Origin of the sequence: Gardnerella greenwoodii 00703Dmash (genome assembly GCF_000263635.1) — a bacterium.
In the GTDB taxonomy this organism is placed as follows: domain Bacteria; phylum Actinomycetota; class Actinomycetes; order Actinomycetales; family Bifidobacteriaceae; genus Bifidobacterium; species Bifidobacterium greenwoodii.
Map to the genome: position 1 here is coordinate 124,463 of NZ_ADEV01000004.1, position 21,380 is coordinate 145,842.

Sequence of the window (21,380 nt, forward strand, 5' to 3'; positions counted from 1 at the left end):
TTTACAACCTATCTAACAAGTTATAGCGCTTTTTTAACAGAAATATAGTCAGAAGGGCAATTATTACGATAACGACTGTGATGGCAATAGTAGCGATAGGATTCCATTCGATTCCAGCTATGAATAATAGCAATGAAAAAGGTCCTATAAAAAGCCCTGTAACAATCGAATAAAGTTTTAGCTTTGCTCGTCTTATCTCCTTCTTTTTATTTTCGTACATATTTTTTAGTTCAACAAAGCTAGGATTATCAGACATGATAATTTTTGCTTTCTGATAGACTTGATCTAATTTTGCAATCCACGCCTTCGTGATTACATCATCAGTTCCCTTTTTCACATTGATATTAGATGCTGCTAATATCATAAATTCCATAATATCTTCTTTGGAATTTGGGACAGTAAAATTAATTATAAGAGATGCTTTTTCTTCATCTTTCTGATCTTCAAAATCGTCAAGAGCTTCTTTGAGTTTGTTTTCATTCTTAAAATCTTTGCCAAATACCATTTTCATAACAGATCTTTTTTCTTCTGCAATTGGCATTTTCTTGGCAGATATATTTTCTAATTTTGTTACCAACTCCTGAGTGGAAGATACGGAGTGAATTCCCCTAATTTCTTTTCCACAAGTCGGGCATACGGTAACAAATGAACCTATTATCTCTCCACAGTTTGAGCATTTATGAACGCTGCCATCATAAATAGTTTTGCGTTCTGTATAATTCTCCATAAAGGATTGGTTGGTTAGTTGTTCAGAAACCTGAGTATCGTCATTGACTTTCTGACCACAATTTTTACAAAACTTGGAATCGTCATCTAATTTCATTCCGCAGTGAAAACAAAAATCTTTTTTCATATTTTTCACCTTCTAGCTTCTATCATCATCTCAAAATTAATAGATTTTCTATTTTTGCTTTAGTTTGACTAAATAAACCGTATCTTCTAAATTTGCGCTTATCTTCTTAGTTAAGATTTAGTGGTGCAGTTTAGTACAGCAAGACTTAATTTTTTTGTTATAATTTATTCCCCTTCGTTAAACTTATAAATAGGTTAAGAAGAGTATAACAAATAATGTTAGTTTTTTTAAAAACGTATTATGAAACATTCTAATTACGCGAGTGTTTTGATAATGCTTGGAATATTTATAGTGGAAACGCTCGCAAAATCGCAATAACTCGTCCGCGGTAAATGAACATAGGCGTATACGCGATTTAGTAGAAATTTGATTGATTATTTTATTTTATGCGCATAGTGTGTATAATCTACGCATTAACCCATCGGTTGTTAAGTCAATCTGGCGCCAGGCAGGAATTAGTGAGACAAAGGTGAAATGATGAAATTAGCGTATCCTGTTATTCTTACTCCATACGAAGATAATAGTGGGGGTTTTGTTGCAGAAGTTCCTGATTTGCCAGGGTGTGTAACTGGCGGTAGTAATCTTGCAGATGCTTTGATTATGGCAGAAGATGCAGCAAGCGGATGGGTTCTCACAGAACTAGAAAGTGGCAAGACTGCGCCAAAAGCTAGCGATATTAGTGATATTGTTGTAGAAAATCCTAATTCAAAGTTATCGATGGTTGCGCTTGATATGGATTCTTATGCTGCAAAATACGGTTCTCAGTCAGTTCGTAAAAATGTTACTCTTCCAGCTTGGCTTGACACTTGGGCGCAAAAAGCTGGCATCAGCTACAGTGGGACTTTGCGCGATGCTTTAGAATCTTTATATGCTAAAGGAGCTGTGAATAAAGCTTAGTTATATTAGAGCTATATTATCTGATTTGTAATGCAATATTGCGCAATCAATTAATACAAAAGCCTGCTGAAGTTGCAAAGTGTTGCAAATCAGCAGGCTATTTTGTAGTTTTTGATTTTAGCTTTTATATTCTAGCTTTCGCTTGATTTGGTAAGTATATTAGTCAATCAAACCATACAAGCGATCGCCAGCGTCGCCAAGACCTGGAACGATATAAGATTTGTCGTTCAAATGCTCGTCAACAGCGCAAACAACAACCTTAAAATCGATAGAAGGATCAAGTTCCTTCTCCAAGCGCTTCAAGCCTTCTGGGGCTGCCAAAATGTTAATAGCAGTAACGTCCTTAGCGCCGCGCTCAGCCAAATAGTGCGTAGCGGCAATAAGAGTGCCACCAGTGGCAAGCATTGGGTCAAGAAGGAAGCACTGACGGCCGGTTAAATCTTCTGGTAAACGGTTGGCATAAGTGATGATATCGAGCGTCTGCTCGTCGCGCTTCATGCCAAGGAATCCAACCTCAGCGGTTGGAAGAAGGCGAGTCATGCCGTCGAGCATGCCGAGACCAGCACGCAAAACCGGCACAACCATTGGGCGTGGGCGGTTCAAATGCTTGCCAGTCATCTTGCAAATAGGAGTTTCAATCTCGCGATCGCTAACTTCCAAATTGCGGGTTGCTTCGTATGCTTCGAGGGTTACCAATTCGGAAACCAACTCGCGGAAAATGTTAGAAGGTGTATTCTTATCACGCAAAACGGTGAGCTTGTGGTCCACCAGCGGATGATGTAAAACATGAAGATCCATACCTTCTAGGGTAATGCAAGCATGGCATGTTAAGCTATCGGCGTGCCGTTATTTTTGCGCGAAATATAAACAAATGTTGAGTAAAAATATATTTTATTTAAACTTATCTAGCAAAATTTAAAATCTAAAATCTAAAAATAAAACTAAAACTTAAAATTCAAGATTCAAAAACAGAAACGATACTGACTTGCGAAAGCGCCTGTCGGCGCAAACGCCGCTCGCAGCGGCAAAAAATGGAGCCCGGGGCTTAAACACAAGCCAGCATCATTTTGAGTATACCTTGTTTTCTGTTTTCACGCGCCGCACAATTTTAATCGCAAATAATTTATTCCAATTTTCCTGCTCGCCATAATTTCGCTCCATGAGCAAAAGATAACGAAAGTGCGTGCATATTTGCGGATATGTGCAAAACTTTTGCAATTTTCTGCGTGTGCATTGTATTTGCTTGCTCATCTAACTTTTTTGCGTAAACTCGCATTCCGCGCGCAATAATCGAAGTAAAAGCTGAAGCGCGGTAAAGAGCTACGGCAAAATCGCCTGTAAAAGCACCAGAAAGAATAGAATCTGCAAGTTGCGCAATATCTTCTCCGGTAGGAGCCTCATCAATTCCTGTAATAGCCGAAGCGCTTGTTGTTTCAGGCTCGCCAAGACTCCAGTATTCAGCGTAAGCTTCGCGCTGCTTTCGTAGAGACATGCGCAGTAAGTACAGTCGCCACAACATTCCAGGAAGAGACTCAGCTTCTGCGTGATTCCACAAATCTGCAATAACTTCAATGCCTTCATTTTCAACTAAATTCAGCACGCGCTCAACGATTTCCGGCGACTGCGTTTTATGAACGCGGTTAAGCAAAACGGCAGCGGAAGTGTGGCTAATTTCGTTTACAACCTGCGGGTCTGTGCCGCCTTCAATCTGCGCGAGCATTGCAGGATCCATTTGTGCAGGCCGACTTGGGCGTGAAGCTCCAGTAGGGCTTGGCATAAAAGCAGATCTACTTGAATGAATAGAACTCGATTGTGAATTTAAACTAGTAGACACTTGGCAGAACCTTTTCAATATCAATAATGCTAGCACCTTTAGGGGTATTAATTATATGCAAAACTATTGCGCTTCCTGTAGGCATATATGGAGATTTTTGACTGAGTATGCGCTTGTGTGCTCTAGGTTTTGTTATTTCGCGCAAATAATCAAAGAAAGTGCCAATAACCGGTCGGTGCAAGCATATGACTGTTGCATTGTTGGATGCGATTGCGCTGTTGGATGTGCTTTCGCTGTTGGCTGTGCTTACATTGCTAGTTTTGCTTGTATTTTGTGCGTTGCACTCAAGATTTTGTATTTCTTTTATAAGCACAGATAGCGTAGATTTTGGTTGTTTCTCGTGATGATCTTCAGTAAGTTCCGCAACTTGTTCTATTGGAAGTGAAGAGTCGTGTGCAAAAGCCGCAACAGTTTCAACGCAACGCTTCCAAGGTGACGATATGATTTTATTCGGCGCGTAGCAGGCAAGCTCGCGTCCTAGAGCGTATGATGCGGCTGCTCCAAGAGGTGTGATTGGTCGAGTCGCTTCGCTTCCTTGCCAAGTTTTTCGAGACTCAGCTTTACCATGACGCACCAGAAGCAGCGTGCTATATTCTCCTTGACCTGCGTGGAGCTTTTCTAAGAAAGCATCCAGCACTTCGCGGTCGCTATCGTGCGTAAGTTTTTTGCGCGCTTGAGAAGGAGTAAGCCATAAAACATTGCCAATTTCAGTAGGCTTGGCTGGCTTAATTGGTCCGAAAGCAGGAAGACGCTTTGCTGCAGTTGGCTTGTCGATTAAGCGCATCATCCAGTAGTGGATTCGCTTTATTACTTCCGGCTGGGAATTGCGATTTTGGCTGTTATTTGATGAGCTGTTCTTGGAAGATTTTTTACCTTCGCGCTCAAGCGGATACTCTATTTTGGCAATGTGTGGGCCTAGCGTGACTGAATATCCTGTTTCTTCTCCAACTTCGCGCACGGCTGTGTGGCGATGTGATTCCTTCGGCTCATTCTTTCCTTTTGGCCAGCTCCAATCGTCATATTTAGGACGGTAGACTAGGCAAAGTTCAAAATCGTCGTCGCTAGGCTTTATTGCATTGCTTCCTGTTTTTGCATCTTCGCCTGCGTTTGAGTTGTTTGTAATATTGCGCTTGCGATAGATTATTCCGCCAGCTGCTTCAACGTATTGCGTCGTTACTGCACTCATATTCACTATTTTAGCGGTTTTCTTTCGCAAATTTTAGTTGTGCTTTAATGTTTTATATTTTTGATGTTTTATATTTTGTACACAGTCATTACTGTGATAAAAGTGCGTAGCAAAAGTGCTGTTATTGTTCTATAATCCTTAAACTTCCCAAAACTGGCAAATAGTGCTGTAGAAGATTTCGGCTATTGCGGGAACGCTTGAAATTTAACGGAGATAACAGCTTACAGTCTATTTGTGTTAGAATCGCCGAAGCCGAGCCCAAAACAGTTTGAGCCCGGCTTCAGATGTTTATTCAGGATGGCAGGCAACGTGTTACTTGCAATGCAGCACTTGCAATACGTTACCAACCAAGTTATTTTATTTAATTCGCGCCGCGAGGCTTACGCGTGTGAGTATGAATCAAGTAAGCCTGGCTGTCAACGAGCGGACGACCTTCCTTATCGCGAGAATGCAAGGTATACGTGCCGTCGCCATCCATCCACCACGAAACAGTTGAATCAGCCATTTGCAAATCAATGTACTGAATCAAAGCTTCAACCTGATCTGGCGCGCTAATTCTAACCAGAGTTTCAACGCGGCGGTCAAGATTACGGTGCATTAAATCAGCCGAGCCAATCCACACTTCTGGGCCACTTGCAGGACCGTCACCAATCTGAGGTCCGCAAGAATTAGCAAAAGCGTAAATGCGGCTGTGCTCAAGGAATCGGCCAAGAATAGAGCGAACGCGAATATTGTCGCTCAATCCCTCAATTCCAGGCTTAAGCGAGCAGATACCACGCTCAACAATATCAATCTTTACTCCAGCTTGAGAAGCTCGATACAATGCGTCAATAGTCTGCTCGTCAACCACAGAATTGACCTTAATCTTAATCCAAGCTTCCTTCCCAGCAAGAGCCGCGGCTTCCTCGCGCTGAATTCGCGCAATAATACCAGTTCGAACTGTACGAGGAGCAACAAGCAGGCGGTGGAAGCTCGACTTTGGTGCATAACCAGAAAGCTGATTAAACAAACGAGTCAAATCCTGGCCGACTACAGGATCGCAAGTAAGCAAACCCAAATCCGTGTACAAGCGAGCAGTCTTAGGATTGTAATTGCCTGTGCCAACGTGGCAGTATCGGCGCAATCCTTCTGCTTCCTGACGAACCACGAGCGAAAGCTTGCAGTGAGTCTTCAAACCAACAATGCCGTACACAACGTGAACGCCTGCGCGCTCAAGCTTACGCGCCCAAGCAATATTTGCGTCCTCGTCAAATCGTGCCTTAATCTCAACCAACGCAAGCACCTGCTTGCCGGCGTGAGCTGCGTCAACAAGAGCGTCAATAATTGGCGAATTGCTAGACGTACGATACAAAGTCTGCTTAATTGCAAGCACTTTTGGATCCGCAGCAGCCTGAGCAAGGAATGCCTGCACAGAAGTAGAGAACGAATCGTAAGGATGATGCAACAAAATGTCATGCTCGCGAATAGAAGCGAAAATATCTTGCGCGTGGCTAGTTTCAACTTCCGCAATCTGACGGTTCGTAGTAGGAATGAACGGACGATACTTCAAATCTGGGCGGTCAAGCGCCTGCAATTCAAACAATACCGTCATGTCAAGCGGAGAAGGCAAGCGATAGACCTCCTCAGGGCTTACGCGAAGCTGATTTGCAAGAAGCTGAGAAAGGAATGGGCTGGCCTCGTTAGAAATTTCCAAACGAATAGGCGGTCCAAAACGACGGCGAAGGAGTTCCTTCTCCATAGCGTTAAGCAGGTTCTCTGCATCGTCCTCCTCAACGTCAATATCCTCGTTACGTGTAACGCGGAAGGAGCGGGCTTCCTTAATAATCATGCCTGGGAAAAGCGATTCCAAGTGTGCTGCAATCAGCTTTTCCATAGTGATGAAGCCGTAGCGCTCTTCGCGACCTTCTTCGTCTGTTAAATCGTCAACTGGTACAAGGCGATTCAAATTATCTGGAATTTTTACGCGCGCAAAATGCGACTTTCCAGAATTTGGATTTTCGACGATAACAGCCAAGTTAATAGACTTGCCGGAAATGTATGGGAATGGGTGAGCAGGATCCACTGCAAGAGGCGTAAGAACAGGGAAAACTTGCTTTTTGTAGTAATCAGACAAACGTGCTTTTTCTGATTCTGTAAGCTTATCCCAGCTGAGCAACACAATGCGCTGCTTTGCAAGCTCAGGAAGAATGTGCTCAATAACATAGTGAGCGTGCTCATCTTGGCGGCGGTGAGTGACCTCACTAATAGCGCGCAATTGCTGACGAGGGCTTAATCCGGATGCTGCAGTTACTGCTATTCCAGAATCTATTCTGCGCTTTAATCCTGCAACTCGAACCATAAAGAATTCGTCGAGATTTGACGCAAATATAGCAGCAAAATTAGCGCGTTCAAGTAGCGGCAAATCGGTATTTTGTGCCAACTCAAGCACGCGACGATTGAACTTCAGCCAGCTTAATTCGCGGTCGAAGAAACGATCTTTTGGTAACGGTAGCTCGCCCTCACGAGCTTCACGCTTTTCTGCCTTTTCATCTTCGGCGATGTGTTCGGCAATTTGACCGCGCAGTATCGCCTTTGAGGGAGCGTCAAAAATCTGTACCATACTCTGTAATTGTATGCGCTGTAAGGGAAGTGCGCGAATGAGTGTCGGGTGATTCGACACGCCGTCATTTGCTTAATTCGAACGCAAACGCACATGATAACCTTTGCATATTCACAAAAGTGTGCAATAGTTACGATTTTTTCAGTGCAATTGAACAGTATTTACAATATGTGAACAAATGCTATTTTGCGCTTTACTATTAGGCAAAAAACGATGATAATAATAATTACAAAAACAAAAAAGAGATAGCGGTAACCCACAAAAGTGTATGGATATAGAATCCGTGGACGTTGGACGGGATATTTAAGACTTTAACCGTTGCAACGAGGATGTTGTGAAGATGAAACCGCAGATATTGTTTTTGTAAATGAGAGGCTCGCCAAAGTGGCGGGCCTCTTTTGATGTGAGGGCGATTTTACTGTTTACGAAGACTGTCGCGCGCATAAGGGAAACTATCAAAGAATAATTGTTGGAATTCATTTTCTTAGCTTCTTTGAAAATGAGGATGTATTGTGTTCCATGCTGTGCTAATCGCAATTGCGAGTTGCTAATTTATTGACGCGTGATTACGTGTGCGGAGTTTGAAACAGGTAAGAAGGATCGAAGGACCATGCAATATTCGTTTATGACGAAGTTGGCTGCAGAATTTATTGGCACTGCTATTCTTATGATTTTTGGGAACGGTGCTGTTGCAAATGTTGAATTAAAAAATACTAAAGGACACCATGCTGGTTGGTTAAATATTGCCATGGGCTACGGTTTTGGCGTGATGTTCCCAGTGCTAATGTTCGGAGGAATTTCCGAAGCGCATATCAATCCTGCTATGACGATTGCGCAAGCTGCAAATGGAATGTTTGAGTGGCAAAACGTTGCGCCTTATATTGTAGCTCAGCTTTTGGGCGCGTTGGTTGGACAGCTTATTGTGTACGTAACGTATTTGCCGCACTACAACGAAACTGAGGAGCCTGGAGCTATTCTTGGCACTTTCTGCACTACGGACGCTTATAACAACAAGCTTAATTACTTCCTTAACGAATTCTTCGGCACGCTTGTGCTTGTTTTGGCAGCTCTTTGTTGCCTTAAGTCTCCATGGGGTGAGAAGAATTTGGCCGGTGCTTCAATCGTTGTTGGCTTCGTTGTTTGGGGTTTGGTGACTTCTATGGGCGGTCCAACTGGTCCTGCTTTGAATCCTGCGCGTGATCTTATGCCGCGTTTGCTTCACGCAATTTTGCCAATTCCACACAAGGGATCTTCTCGCTGGGGTGAAGCGTGGATCCCAGTTGTTGCTCCTACTGCTGGTGCAATCTTGGGCGTGGTTATGTATAAGTCGTTATTTGCATAAACATTTGCTTTTAACCGCGATTGATTGCGGTTTATTGCGGTTTATTGCGATTGTAAGAAGCGCGTAATGCTAGTATGAATGCGTTACGCGCTTTTTATTTTGCAAGTTTATGCTTTGCAAGTTTGTGCTTATTAAAAAAGATATTGGAAGATATTAAGAAAGATATTAGAAAGACGAAATCATGTTTTCGAAGTCAACTATTGCAATTGGTCGTTTTGCGCCGACTCCTTCCGGGCGTATGCATATTGGCAATATGGTAGCAATGTTGGCTGCGTGGCTCTCTGCAAAATCGCAAGGCGGCCACATGCTTTTACGTTTGGAAGATCTTGATATTGCGCGAATGCCGAAGGATGCTAGTGCGCGAGTTATTGACGATTTGAAATGGGCTGGTCTTGATTGGGTTGGTGAGCCTACTTATCAGCATGAGCGCACTGAAATCTACCAAGAAGCTCTTGAATCTCTAGAATCTTTGCAAGATGACGACGGAAATTCGTTAATCTACCCTTGTTTTTGCTCGCGTTCCGATATTCGCGCAATCGCAGCTCCGCAAGAAGGCGACGGTTTTATACGCTACCCGGGTACGTGCAGAAATCTTCGCAAAATTTCGGAAGGCTTGGCGCAAATCGAAAAGCGTTTGCAAAATAATCAGCAACATTCTTTAAGGCTTGCTGTTCCATCGGCTGATTCGCCGCAAGCAAATATTGATTTTGAAGACGCGATCTTTGGCGCGCAATCTTTTAATATTGATCGCGATTTGGGGGATATGGTGATTCGCCGCGCGGATGGCGTTTTTTCTTATCAGCTTGCGGTTGTTGTTGACGATGTTTTGAGCGGAGTAAATGATATTGTGCGCGGACGCGATTTGCTGCGTTCTGCAGCGCTTCAGATTTGGATTGGTGAGCTGCTTGAAAAATCGGGATTTTTTGCGGCTCACGGCGTGCATTATGTGCGTCCGCAATTTGCGCACTTGCCGCTGATTGACAACGCACAAGGCGAGCGACTTGCAAAAAGTAAGCATTCGCTAGATGTTGGTGCTCTTCGTGAATCTGGCTGGAGTGCCGAGCGCATGATTGGCTATTGTATGTATCTTTTGGGATACAAAAAGCCTGGTCAAAATCAGCCTGTAGATATGAGTGCCGACGATGCGCTTGCGTTGTTTGAAAGCTTTGACACGCCGTGGGGTTCTGTTCGCGCAAACCTAGCCGACAAATCCGTGCCCTTCCTCGACTAAACTATGTAGTTAGGTTTGATAGATTGGGGCAATAAATGGCATATATGACGCAAAAAGATTTAGCGAATACTGAGGTTGATTGTGTTCGCGCGCGTCAAATTGCCGACGGCGTGCACAGCGTGCAAGACGCCATTGTTCAAGCCGAATCGCATTATGGTCGCAAAGCTGAGTCGGTTACACTGCTTGCCGCAACTAAAACGCGAGATGTTGGCGAAATCATGGCAGCGCTTAAAGCTGGAGTGCGCGTAATTGGGGAAAATCGCCCGCAAGAAATCGTTGCAAAAGCCGAGATTTTACGCGCACAAGCTGCTAGAGAAGGTTTAAGCGTTGGCGTGAACGGCGAAATTCCGCTCTACTTAATCGGTCAGCTGCAAAGTAATAAAATAAACAAAGTTTTACCACTTGCAAATGGTATTCAGTCGGTTGACGGCATTGAACTTGCGCAAAAAATATCTGCTCGCGCGCAAAATTTGGGACTTTGCACAAACGTTATGTTGGAAGTGAATGTTTCGGGAGAATCTACAAAATCCGGGTGCGCTCCCGAACGCGCGATTGACGAAGCTCTCGCTATATCTAGCCTGCCTGCGCTTAATTTGCGCGGATTTATGACTCTTGGAGCGCGAGTGGATGATGAAAAAATAGTGAGAAGTGGTTTCGCAAAATTGCGAGAAATTCGAGATTGTGTAAGTGGACAACTCGCGCAAGATCATGATGGAAACTCTGCAAAATTAGAGCTTTCGATGGGAATGTCCGGCGATTTTGCGTGGGCGATTGCCGAAGGTTCAACAATGGTTAGAATCGGTTCGGCAATCTTTGGCCCACGCGCATTTGTGTAGTTTTAAGTCAAAGTTTTAAGTCAAATCGATGATTTTAGTTACGCATGCACAATCACATTGCGCAGCGAACCAATACCATCTACGTGTACAATCGCTTCGTCACCAGCTCGCAAAGTTCCAGCCGGGTACGGAGTTCCTGTCAAAATCACATCTCCCGGAAGAAGAGTTGAGAAGCTTGAAATTGCAGCAATTTGCTCAGGAATACTGTGAATAAGTCGAGCTGTAGTGCCGTCAGCTTCCGGCACATTTTCGCCATTAAGCGTAAACGAAATATGTGCATCGCGCCAATTTAGCTCGGTTGTAATCCAAGGTCCAAGCGGACAAGAAGTGTCGAAACCTTTTGCACGCGTCCACATTGGGTCACTTCCTGCGCAATCTCGTAAAGTTACGTCGTTTACGCACGTAAAACCAAAAACGTAATTCATTGCGGTATCTGCCGTTACGTTTTTGGCGATTTTGCCCATAACAACTGCCACTTCTGGCTCAAAATTCATATCGTTCGAAAAAGCAGGAATAACAATCGGATCGTCAGGTCCTATTACAGAAGTGCTCGGCTTTGTAAAAATCACCATATCTGCAGCAGTATGCGAAGAAGCCGCAGGAGAAGTAGCGCGCTCGTCATCGGAACGAGTATCGTAATTTTTTGCCAATCCGTACACTTTTGACGGAATCACAGGCACAAGCAAGCGCACGCCATCGGCGTCTAACGCGTAACGTTTACCAGTTGGTTTAACTCCTTGTGGACTTAAAGGATGCCCTTCAAGCGCTACTAAATAATCTTTACCGTCGGTTTCGTCTTTTTGAACGAAAGCGTATTGCGGAACTTCATTATATGAAAAACGTGCAATTCTCATGTTTTTAAGATTACGACATATTTACTACTTAATTAAATTATTTGCGTAAATTATTTGCGATTGAAAGTTCTTGAAAACAAAACTTGAGTCTAGTACACTCAAGTTTTAGGAATAAAGTTATAGGAAAATCTGTTATACGTATCAGATACATGAAAGTGAAAGCTCGTTAGAACTCGAAAGTATTGTCAAAAAGCTTGAAATTGCAACGAGAGCTGCAATAAAAATTGCAATAAAAGTTGCAGCGATTTGACTTAACTGAAATGTGTTTTAGAGCTTTCGTGGAAATGAGGTAGATATGGAACAAAAGTTTACAACCTTAGCGCAAGACGCATTAAGCGACGCTGTGCAAAGTGCAGCGGCTGCTGGCAATGCGCAAGTTGACACTCTGCATTTGGCGGATGCCTTACTTCGCCAAGAGCAGGGCGTTGTGCGTGCGCTTATTGCTCAGGCGGGGGCGGACGCGCAACAAATCGGTGCTGAAATTCGCAACGCATTAGTGGCATTGCCTTCATCTACTGGTTCAACTACAACTAAGCCAGATGCAAGTCGTCAGCTTTTGGCTGCGCTAAGCCAGGCAGAAAAAGAAATGCGCGCAATGGGAGACGAATACGTTTCTACGGAACACATGCTTATTGGCATGGTTGCTAGCGCGCCAAACGCTGTTGCGGATATTTTCAAAAAGTACAATGTTAGCGCAGATGCGTTGCGAAAAGCTGTGCCAACCGTGCGTGGAGGTGCGAAAGTTACAAGCCCAGACGCGGAAGGCAACTACAAAGCGCTCGAAAAGTATTCTATTGATATGACTGCGCGCGCTCGCGAAGGAAAGCTTGACCCAGTAATTGGGCGCGATCAGGAAATTCGTCGTGTGATTCAGATTCTTTCTCGCCGCACGAAGAATAATCCTGTGCTAATTGGCGAGCCGGGCGTTGGTAAAACGGCAGTTGTAGAAGGATTGGCTCAGCGAATTGTGGCAGGAGATGTGCCTACGACTTTGCAAAACAAGCGTCTTATCAGTCTCGATTTAGCTTCGATGGTTGCAGGTTCGAAGTATCGCGGCGAGTTTGAGGAACGCTTAAAGGCAGTGTTGAAGGAAATCCAGCAATCAGACGGTCAAATTATTACGTTTATTGATGAGATTCACACTGTTGTTGGCGCAGGATCTGCAGAAGGTTCAATGGATGCTGGCAATATGCTTAAGCCAATGCTTGCGCGCGGTGAGCTGCGCTTGGTTGGCGCAACTACGCTTAATGAGTATCGCGAGCATATTGAAAAGGATTCGGCGCTTGAACGCAGATTCCAGCAAGTGTTCGTTGGTGAGCCGTCTGTTGAAGACACGGTGACGATTTTGCGCGGACTTAAGCAACGTTACGAAGCGCACCACAAGGTGACTATTAGTGACGATGCAATCGTAGCTGCAGCAACGCTTTCAAACCGCTATATTACCGGTCGTCAGCTTCCAGATAAGGCGATTGATTTGGTGGATGAAGCGGCAGCTCACTTGCGTATGGAGCTTGATTCTCAGCCAGAAGAGATCGACGAATTGCAGCGCAAAGTTACGCGTCTTGAAATGGAAGAAATGCAATTAAAGAAAGCGGAAGATGCTGCTGCACGCGAACGCTTAGAAAAGTTGCAAGAAGAATTAGCTAACTCGCGCGAAAAGCTTGCTGGATTGAAAGCGCGTTGGGATGCGGAAAAGGCTGGCCATAACAAGGTTGGTGATTTGCGAGCGCAACTCGACGCTAAGCGCGTAGAAGCCGACAAATTCACGCGTGAAGGCAATTTGGAGCAAGCAAGCCGTATTTTGTATGGCGAAATTCCAAGCATTCAAAAAGCTTTGGAAGAAGCGGAGTCCGAGGCTGCTAATGCTAAGAGTGAAGCAAAAGAGCCGATGGTTCCAGACCAGGTTGATGCTGATTCTATTGCTGGAGTCGTTAGCGAATGGACGGGCATTCCTGTTGGTCGCTTGATGCAAGGCGAAAATGAGAAGCTGCTCAACATGGAAAAGGAGCTTTCTAAGCGCGTTGTTGGTCAAAGTGAAGCAATTCAGGCTATAGCGGATGCTGTGCGCAGAAGCCGTGCTGGAATTGCAGACCCGAATCGCCCAACTGGTTCGTTCCTATTCTTGGGTCCTACTGGCGTTGGCAAGACGGAGCTTGCTAAGGCTCTTGCTGACTTTTTGTTTGACGACGAGCGTGCAATGGTTCGCATTGATATGAGCGAGTACATGGAAAAGGCTTCCGTTTCGCGTCTAATCGGTGCCGCTCCTGGTTACATTGGCTATGAGGAAGGCGGCCAGCTTACTGAAGCTGTGCGTAGGCGTCCGTATTCTGTAGTGCTTTTTGACGAAGTTGAGAAGGCACATCCAGAAGTATTCGACGTTTTGTTGCAGGTTTTGGATGATGGTCGTTTGACTGACGGTCAGGGTAGAACGGTTGATTTTACGAATACGATTTTGATTATGACATCAAACTTGGGTTCGCAATTCCTCGTGCAAGAAGGCTTGGACGATGCTGCTAAACGCAAGGCTGTTATGAATGCTGTTCATGCTGAGTTTAAGCCAGAGTTCATTAACCGTTTGGATGAGCTTGTTATGTTCCATCCGTTGAGCCGCGAAGAGCTTGGTGGAATTGTGGATATTCAAGTTCGTCAAGTGGCTGCACGCTTGAGTGATCGCCGTATTAGCTTGGATGTGAGTGATTCTGCTCGCGCTTGGCTTGCGGAGCATGGCTACGATCCAGTTTATGGTGCTCGTCCGTTGCGCAGATTGGTTCAAACGGAAATTGGCGATCAACTTGCGCGATTGCTGCTTTCTGGAAAGGTGCATGATGGCGCTCGCGTAGTTGCGGATTGTGCAGAGAGCGACGACCATGTGATCCTAAAGATTGCGTAGTGCCTGCATTCTTTAATGTAGTCAAATAATGTAGTCAAATAAAACAAAGCGTGCTGTTTGTTGGATTATTCCCCAGTAGACAGCGCGCTATTTTTGTATCTGAATAAAAAATATTTGTAGAATGAACTTGAAATAAAAAGGTGGAATTCCTCCTTAATTTTTCGAGTTACTGCTGATAATTGGCATTATCGAATATGCGTATCTTTTAAAATTTTAATTGGTTTTTGTAAAAATCTATTTTTTTTTATATTGAATTATTATAAAATGCGTGTATGTATTCAAGGCTGAATACGTTATGAAGCAGATTGAAAATGGAGATACGAATATGTTCGCAAAGGAAGGATTTGCAATAGTTGCGCGTTCTACTGTTGTTTATGCTATGCCAATGTCAGCTTATGCTCAGATGAGTGGTTCCGTAGTTGGAATAGACAGAGAAAATATACGAAGTTGTAGGTAAGTAGTCTAGTTATTAAGTGGGGAGATATGCAAGAATCATATACGGGCTCAGATGTGCAACTTGTTAATGTGAATTTTTCGTATGGGAAAAAACAAATTTTGCATAATCTTTCTATAGATTTATCTTTTGGCATATGTGGTCTTTTGGGGCCAAATGGTGCTGGGAAAACTACTCTGCTTAACGTTATAGCGACGATTTATGCTCCCTCTAGTGGAAAACTTTTTGTTCATGGCTTTGATGTAACTGATCGTGCGGAAAGGGCTAAAGCTCGGTCAAATATTGGTTATTTGCCACAATCATTTGAACTTATGAATGCATCGAGTGTGTTAAAAAATGTTCAATATGCCGCATGGGCGCGAGGTTTATCGTGGAGTGCTGCGTATCAAGCTGCTTGGAATGCTCTCAAACAGGTTGGCTTGGAAAAACAAGCACATCGCATCGTTGCTAAAATATCAGGAGGTCAGCGTCAGCGTGCTGGTATTGCTTGTGTGATTGCTAGTCAGCCTGCAGTACTAATACTTGATGAGCCTACTGTTGGTTTAGATCCTGAGCAGCGTATTGATATTCGTAATTTTCTTAAGTCTTATTCGCAAAAGCATACTGTTATTGTCAGTACACATTTAGTAGAAGATTTAGCAGTAATTGCGGATCGGGTTATAGTTCTTAATGAAGGAATTATATTGCTTGATGGGAAAATGGATAATCTTCTTCAATATGCTAATCGTGAAGATCTTATGGTAACTCCATGGGAATCAGGGTATAGGCATTTGCTATCTAAATTTCATAAAAATTAGTAGTAGCAGTAACTAGATATGTATAGTTTCTTATTTCGTTAATGTGGTAGCAAGTAGGGATGTGATTAAATATGCGTCAATATTCTAACTTTTTAACTGAATTCGGATTTTTTACGAAAAGTCATAAGAAGTGCACGATTGTTTCACATATTATGTCACCATTATCTCTAATAAGCAGTTGTATTTTTAGCTTATTTTTGATTGCATATCCTGTTTTTTTGGGTGTGGCAAATTTTTTAGCGCATAATAATAATTATGCGCTTTGGTTAAGAATTGATGTCACGTGGATGCATTGTTTGTCTGATATTGTTGCTTGCATTTTTGGCGCATGGTGTTCGTGTAAAGCTTGCTCGCCTAGATGTTTGGTTAATCCTGCGTGGTGTGCAGGAAAATCAGCCAGTCGTTACGCTATTCCTATACTAAAAGGCGCTATACTGTGCAGTTTGTTATATTGCGTAAGTATATTGCCAACAGTAATTCAGAGTGATGTAAATATTACAAATTTCCCGTATTTTCCACTATTATGTGGAGGCGTGACGCCAAGTGCATTTTTTGCAATTGGTTTTACTTTAGGAGTAATTATTGGCAATCGTTGGGCAATTGTATTCTCAGCTTTATTATCTTTTGCAATAATTTGGTGCTGTATTTATGGCGTCATTATAATGCGTAATGGCACCATACCTCAAGGAGATATTTTTCCTAGATATTGGGGTAGTAGTTTATACGCAATACTTCCAGTGTCGGACGCTGGTATCGGCGCCGAGCCTGGTTTGCGAATGAACCCATGGTTGGTGGGTTTGCGCACGTTCTTTGTGTGTGTTGTTATCGTTTCATGTATTCTTTGTTGCGCGCATATTAGATATTTTTGGCAAAAGGGATCTTATTGGCGTATAAAAGCAATAAGTATTTCTTTAATTATGCCAATAGTATGTGCTTGTTGTATAGCTATGTGGGGTCCAAAACCTTGGATTCGCTCTGGACCTTTTGTGCCTCAGTGTACGACGTTTAAAGATACTGCTTTTTCTGTTTGTGTACATCCTGAAGAAGCTTATATTCGTAAACTTCGTGCTGTTAAACATTTGAAAACTGTTGCTTCTTGGTTTCCTAAGAATCAGAGAGATTCGCAAGGCAAAGGAATTGTGCTTGTACTGGGGAATGCGTTTACTCCAACAAATACTGAAAAATCTTGGAATCTTACTAATAGTGGTTTAATAAAGTTACGTAATCTTAAAGCTACTGTTATTCAACAACAAACAGATACATTTGTTAGGCGTTCTGAGAAATATGGTGATATGACTGGTATCGCTCAAGAAGTGTTACAAAGATTTGTGCCTGCAAAATGTGCATCAAGTGCTATGAAAGAAGTATATGTAAAAAAGAATCTTGATTCAAACGCTTCTGTTACAGCATTTTTGCTTGCACAACTTCCTTCTCGTATAAGTAATGATGTGTATGGGTCATATGGATTTATTCCAGGTGAAGCAAACGATAAAGTGGCTATGAGTATTAATAATGCTGATGATGCTAAGCTGAAACAATTTGTAAAAAATCATGTTAAAGAACTTAATCAATGCCTCATAACTCCACAACAAGTCTTATCGGAACTTGGTGATAAGCATGAAAAATAATTTTCGCGCTTGGCTTGAAGGTAGGCATTATATTGTTGCAATCGTTGCAATTTTATTGTCCGTAGTCCTTCCCTCTTTAATGTTTGTTATATTCAGATCATTTGTAACGCAGTTGCCAGTTTATGTTGGTTATATTTGTTTGCCAGATTCTGCTAATGTGCATAATGCGGTAGAAGGTATAACGTTCCAATGTCAATCTGGTAGTAGTGCTGTTAATTTTGTTGTTACTCTGTATGAAGTTATTGTAGTTGGGTTTATTACCGCGGCATTCGTTTGTCTTGCTCCGATTATGGTATCGTGGGAACGTTTCGTGATGAAAAGGCTGCGAATATATGCATTGAGTGCTGCTTTATTGTGTTTGTTTGTTTCATTCGGCGCTTCAGTGTTAATTGTTCGTATAATTGACTTGCAGTTATTGAGTACATTGCAGATGATTTTAGGTAATGCTTGGATTGATATTGTGCTAATAATGATTGGATTAGCCTGTTTTGGAAGGTTTTACGGCCTTGCATTTGGTGTCTTTTTAGCGGTGATGAACATTGCCACACAAGGTTTGCAAAGTAAAATTGGATTGATTTTGCGATGGTATCCTTCTGGAACTTTGCCTGCAATTCCTGGACAATCCATATTGTTATACGTCATTGTTGTGCTTACTATAATTGCAGTTTGCCTATGGAGCGGCACGTGTGGACGTGGATTGCTTTATTTTGAACGCGCTTAAAAGACGTGTCTAATTATATTTCAAAAGTCAACTCAATAGTGTTTAATAGAACGTATGTTCGATAATATTGTGATGCTTGTTTTAATGGTGGCTGCTGTAGCAATAACCGCTGTTATTGTGCTGGCTATTGTTAAGCACAACTCTGGAACGCAAGGCACTAATGGCGTAAACCAACGCGAATTTAACGAATTGCGCTCGCAGTATGAACAAGCGCGCGCTCAAGCGCAAGAAAATGGCAATCAGGCTATACGATATCGCACACAAGCAGAGCAGCTTGCTGAGCGATTAAAGTTTGTTGAAGCAGAACTTGCTAAGGCGCAGCAAGCAGAACAATTGCGAGTGAATCGCGAAGAGCAATTGCGTGCAGAGCGAGAAGAACGCGAACGATTAAATCGTGAGAAGACTTTGAAAGAGCAAGGTAAAGTCTTGGAAGCGCTTGCTCCAGTAAAAGACAATCTTGAAGCTCTGAAGAATAAAGTTTCGCAGATTGAAGAAGGACGCAAGCAAGAAATGGGTGTGCTGAGCACTCAGCTTAAAGGCTTAAGCGAGCAGCAAACAAGGCTTGACCGCGAAACAAGTTCGCTTTCTGCAGCATTGCGAAATAACAAGGTTCGCGGAGCTTGGGGCGAGGCTCAGCTAAAGAATATTGTGGAATCCGCAGGCTTGCTTGAACATGTTGATTTTGATACGCAGGTTGTTGTAACTGGAGTAAATGGTGAGCAGCAGAGACCAGATATGGTTGTGCATCTGCCAGGAGGCAAAACAATTCCAGTTGATGCAAAAGTTCCATATGCGGATTATCAGCGCGCTTGCGAAATACCAGATAATGCAAGTGACGAAGAATTAGCTAGAAGAAGTGAGCTTCTAAAAGCGCACGCTAAGGCTTTGCGAGAACACGTTAGAGTATTGGGAGCTAAAGCATATTGGCAGGCTTTTGAAACAGCACCAGATTTTGTAGTTGCATTTATTCCAAACGAAGCGTTGCTTCAGGCGGCTCTTGAAGCGGACCCAACGCTTATGGATGATGCTTTTGCGCAAAAAGTAGCACTCACTTCCCCAGTTACTTTGTGGGCTGTGCTTAAGTCTGTTGCGTACGCATGGCAGCAGCAAAGTCTTACAGATGATGCAAAAGAACTTTTCGATTTATCTCGAGAATTGTACGATCGCTTTGCAGTTCTTGGAGAAAATGCTTCAAAACTTGGCGTATCTTTGGCAAGAACGGTTGCAGCTTACAATAAGTTTGCTTCCTCGCTTGAGTCGCGAGTGTTGGTAACAGCGCGTAAACTTCAGAAGTTAGATCAAAGTAAAGTTATTGCTTCAATAGATCTTATAGATTCTGATAAAGCTGATGTTAAAGAGCTGAGCGCTCCGGAAGTATCAGTAGAAGATCGTTAAGCATAAAAACATCAAAGCATCAAAAATTGAACAACTCTAAACGCTAAGGAGTGTAATAATGACGGAATTACAAGAGGAACGCGCGGAACTTAAGCGCATGCTTTGTGCGGATATGAGTGCGAAACCATTTAGCGAACTGTTTTCTGTTACTTTTGCTCAGCGCGGCTCCAAGTTGGTTGGTGATGTTCTTTTTGATGCAATTGAGAAAGCTGGGTATTCGTTAGAACGCGATGTTGACGCTATTGGTGCGTTAACTGCTGCTGCAGTGCCGATGGTTTTTGCGCTTATTCATGCTGCAGAACGTAGAGGAATTGCACTCGACGGCTTCGTTATGGATTTTGTTTTCCCTGCAACAAAAGGCCCGTCTGTTAAAGGCAAGCGAGTATTGTTACTTGACTCTTGGCTTTCTGAAAAATCGTATGTTCAAACTTCTTCGCTTGTGACTTTACGACACGGCAATGAATTAAGTCTTGATTTTGGCATTGTTAATCAGCAAGGCGCGCAAATTCTTGCTATAGTTGCATTAATTGGTGGTGTTGACGCCGACGAACAAGGCACAAGGCATCTTCAATTAGTAAATCCAATAAGTGAGGAGAGTACTAAAATGGCATTTGTTCAAGCTTTCGATGAAGAAGAATTACGCGCAGATGCAGATCACGACGATTGCTGCAACGACAACTGCTGTGACGGTCATTGCGAGGTTAAATGCACAGGAGATTGCAAGCATGATGGTTGCACTGAGCCATGCTGTGAAGATAATTGCTGCGGTGGCCATTGCAAAGTAGAGTGCACGGGTGATTGTGCTCATGATGGTTGCACTGAGCCATGCTGTGAAGACAACTGCTGTGGCGGTCACTGCAAGTCAGGTTGCACAGGCGATTGCGCAACTGACGGCTGCCAAGACTAGCTGCAATTACTAGCTGCCAATACTAAACAAAAGTATTAAACGGAGCAAAACTCACACATGCACGAACCGAATCCAATTACTTTGGCTGCAAAAGCTTCCGATGAGCCAGAATTCCGACCTATAGGAGTTGGCCCATGGGAAGAAGAACACCCAGGTGAGCCTCGTCCAGATAATCCAGAATCGCCAAATTACGATGCGCGGTTTAGCACTGAATTACTAAACGAAGGCGACCAGCGTAACGTTCTAGATTGCTACCGATACTGGAAAGTAGAAGCCATAAAAGCGGATCTCGATTCTAAAGGCCGTCATGAGTTTGAAGTAGCTGTAGAAAATTGGACTCACGATTTCAACATAGGCTCTATGGTTCGCACTGCAAACGCATTTACAGCGAAAAAAGTGTATATCGTAGGGCCTCATAAATGGAATCGCAAAGGCTCGTTAATGACCGAGCTATACCAATACGTTGAATGCTGCCCAACTATTGAAACTCTAGTAACTAATTGGCGCGAAAATATGCTTAAAGAAGCAGAAGAAGCGCATCAACTTTTGCTTAAAGCACAAGCAGAAGGCAATAAAGAAGCCGAAAAAATCGCAAATATTAAGGAACAAGACGCTAAAAACGCTCGCGTTATAGCGCTCGATATTATTCCAGGCGCTGTTGCTATGGAAAACTACAAATTCCCTAAACGTTGCCTTATGCTTTTTGGTGCAGAAGGTCCAGGTCTTTCTAAAAAAGCACTAGAGATGGCGGATGACGTTGTTTACATTTCGCAATTCGGCTCTGTTCGCTCGCTAAACGCAGGAGCAGCCGCAGCTGTTTCCATGCACGCGTGGATTGCGCAACATGCAGCACCAAATTGCTGACACAAACTACAAACAAGCGAATATAAAAAACAATCGCAAACAAATACAAAACAAAAATCGCATTACAAAACGCAGCAGCCTGTACTCATAAA

Annotated in this window: 18 protein-coding genes; 12 read left to right on the forward strand and 6 right to left on the reverse strand. The window is 43.2% G+C overall.

Annotated features, from left to right (window positions below):
• Position 1 precedes the first annotated feature (1 nt).
• Complete coding sequence (locus NG78_RS04875; protein ID WP_004133952.1) at positions 2 to 853, reverse strand: zinc ribbon domain-containing protein; 852 nt, start codon at positions 851 to 853, stop codon at positions 2 to 4.
• 477 nt (positions 854 to 1,330) lie between these two features.
• On the opposite strand from NG78_RS04875, the gene NG78_RS04870 reads away from it, so the two are divergent.
• Positions 1,331 to 1,750 carry a type II toxin-antitoxin system HicB family antitoxin gene (locus NG78_RS04870; protein ID WP_004133954.1) on the forward strand — a complete coding sequence of 140 codons (420 nt, stop codon included), beginning with the start codon at positions 1,331 to 1,333 and terminating at the stop codon, positions 1,748 to 1,750.
• A 159-nt stretch (positions 1,751 to 1,909) separates the two neighbouring features.
• On the opposite strand, the gene upp is transcribed toward NG78_RS04870, so the two are convergent.
• The 4 genes from upp to NG78_RS04850 form a co-directional block, all read right to left on the reverse strand.
• The gene (gene upp / locus NG78_RS04865; RefSeq protein WP_004133956.1) at positions 1,910 to 2,548 is read right to left on the reverse strand and encodes a uracil phosphoribosyltransferase; all 639 of its coding nucleotides are present in this window, start codon (positions 2,546 to 2,548) and stop codon (positions 1,910 to 1,912) included.
• Positions 2,549 to 2,873: 325 nt separating this feature from the next.
• On the reverse strand, positions 2,874 to 3,527 hold the full coding sequence (locus tag NG78_RS04860) for a hypothetical protein (RefSeq protein WP_004133957.1): 654 nt from the start codon (positions 3,525 to 3,527) through the stop codon (positions 2,874 to 2,876).
• A gap of 46 nt (positions 3,528 to 3,573) precedes the next feature.
• Entirely contained in the window at positions 3,574 to 4,770 is a 1,197-nt protein-coding gene (locus NG78_RS04855) for an NUDIX hydrolase (protein WP_004133959.1), read from the reverse strand.
• Positions 4,771 to 5,131: 361 nt separating this feature from the next.
• On the reverse strand, positions 5,132 to 7,369 hold the full coding sequence (locus NG78_RS04850) for an RNA degradosome polyphosphate kinase (protein ID WP_004119572.1): 2,238 nt from the start codon (positions 7,367 to 7,369) through the stop codon (positions 5,132 to 5,134).
• Between the two features lie 610 nt (positions 7,370 to 7,979).
• Here NG78_RS04850 and NG78_RS04845 point away from each other — a divergent pair.
• From NG78_RS04845 to NG78_RS04835, 3 genes are all read left to right on the forward strand, one after another.
• On the forward strand, positions 7,980 to 8,711 hold the full coding sequence (locus NG78_RS04845) for an MIP/aquaporin family protein (RefSeq protein WP_004133966.1): 732 nt from the start codon (positions 7,980 to 7,982) through the stop codon (positions 8,709 to 8,711).
• Positions 8,712 to 8,892: 181 nt separating this feature from the next.
• Positions 8,893 to 9,942: a glutamyl-Q tRNA(Asp) synthetase gene (locus tag NG78_RS04840; protein WP_004133967.1), complete on the forward strand. Its 1,050-nt coding sequence runs from the start codon at positions 8,893 to 8,895 to the stop codon at positions 9,940 to 9,942.
• A 35-nt stretch (positions 9,943 to 9,977) separates the two neighbouring features.
• A complete protein-coding gene (locus NG78_RS04835) occupies positions 9,978 to 10,778 on the forward strand; it encodes a YggS family pyridoxal phosphate-dependent enzyme (RefSeq protein ID WP_004133968.1) in 801 nt (266 codons plus the stop codon).
• 38 nt (positions 10,779 to 10,816) lie between these two features.
• Here NG78_RS04835 and NG78_RS04830 read toward each other — a convergent pair whose 3' ends face one another.
• On the reverse strand, positions 10,817 to 11,632 hold the full coding sequence (locus NG78_RS04830) for a fumarylacetoacetate hydrolase family protein (protein WP_004133969.1): 816 nt from the start codon (positions 11,630 to 11,632) through the stop codon (positions 10,817 to 10,819).
• Positions 11,633 to 11,927: 295 nt separating this feature from the next.
• On the opposite strand from NG78_RS04830, the gene clpB reads away from it, so the two are divergent.
• The 8 genes from clpB to NG78_RS04800 all read left to right on the forward strand — a co-directional run bounded on the left by clpB (position 11,928) and on the right by NG78_RS04800 (position 21,288).
• On the forward strand, positions 11,928 to 14,522 hold the full coding sequence (clpB, locus tag NG78_RS04825) for an ATP-dependent chaperone ClpB (protein ID WP_004133970.1): 2,595 nt from the start codon (positions 11,928 to 11,930) through the stop codon (positions 14,520 to 14,522).
• A gap of 295 nt (positions 14,523 to 14,817) precedes the next feature.
• Positions 14,818 to 14,979, forward strand: coding sequence for a hypothetical protein (locus NG78_RS06100; protein WP_004133978.1), 162 nt, complete (start codon positions 14,818 to 14,820; stop codon positions 14,977 to 14,979).
• Positions 14,980 to 15,005: 26 nt separating this feature from the next.
• Positions 15,006 to 15,773, forward strand: a complete 768-nt coding sequence (locus NG78_RS04820; RefSeq protein ID WP_004133980.1) for an ABC transporter ATP-binding protein — start codon at positions 15,006 to 15,008, stop codon at positions 15,771 to 15,773.
• 71 nt (positions 15,774 to 15,844) lie between these two features.
• A complete protein-coding gene (locus tag NG78_RS0105810) occupies positions 15,845 to 17,401 on the forward strand; it encodes a hypothetical protein (RefSeq protein ID WP_230454142.1) in 1,557 nt (518 codons plus the stop codon).
• Positions 17,391 to 18,122: a hypothetical protein gene (locus tag NG78_RS04815; protein ID WP_004133984.1), complete on the forward strand. Its 732-nt coding sequence runs from the start codon at positions 17,391 to 17,393 to the stop codon at positions 18,120 to 18,122. The genes NG78_RS0105810 and NG78_RS04815 overlap by 11 nt, the downstream gene beginning before the upstream one ends.
• Positions 18,123 to 18,176: 54 nt before the next feature.
• Positions 18,177 to 19,517 (forward strand): DNA recombination protein RmuC, encoded by a 1,341-nt coding sequence (locus NG78_RS04810; protein ID WP_004133987.1) that lies wholly within the window; start codon positions 18,177 to 18,179, stop codon positions 19,515 to 19,517.
• Positions 19,518 to 19,575: 58 nt separating this feature from the next.
• Entirely contained in the window at positions 19,576 to 20,424 is an 849-nt protein-coding gene (locus NG78_RS04805; RefSeq protein ID WP_004133988.1) for a hypothetical protein, read from the forward strand.
• Between the two features lie 57 nt (positions 20,425 to 20,481).
• Positions 20,482 to 21,288, forward strand: a complete 807-nt coding sequence (locus NG78_RS04800) for a TrmH family RNA methyltransferase (protein WP_004133989.1) — start codon at positions 20,482 to 20,484, stop codon at positions 21,286 to 21,288.
• The last annotated feature ends 92 nt before the right edge of the window (positions 21,289 to 21,380 follow it).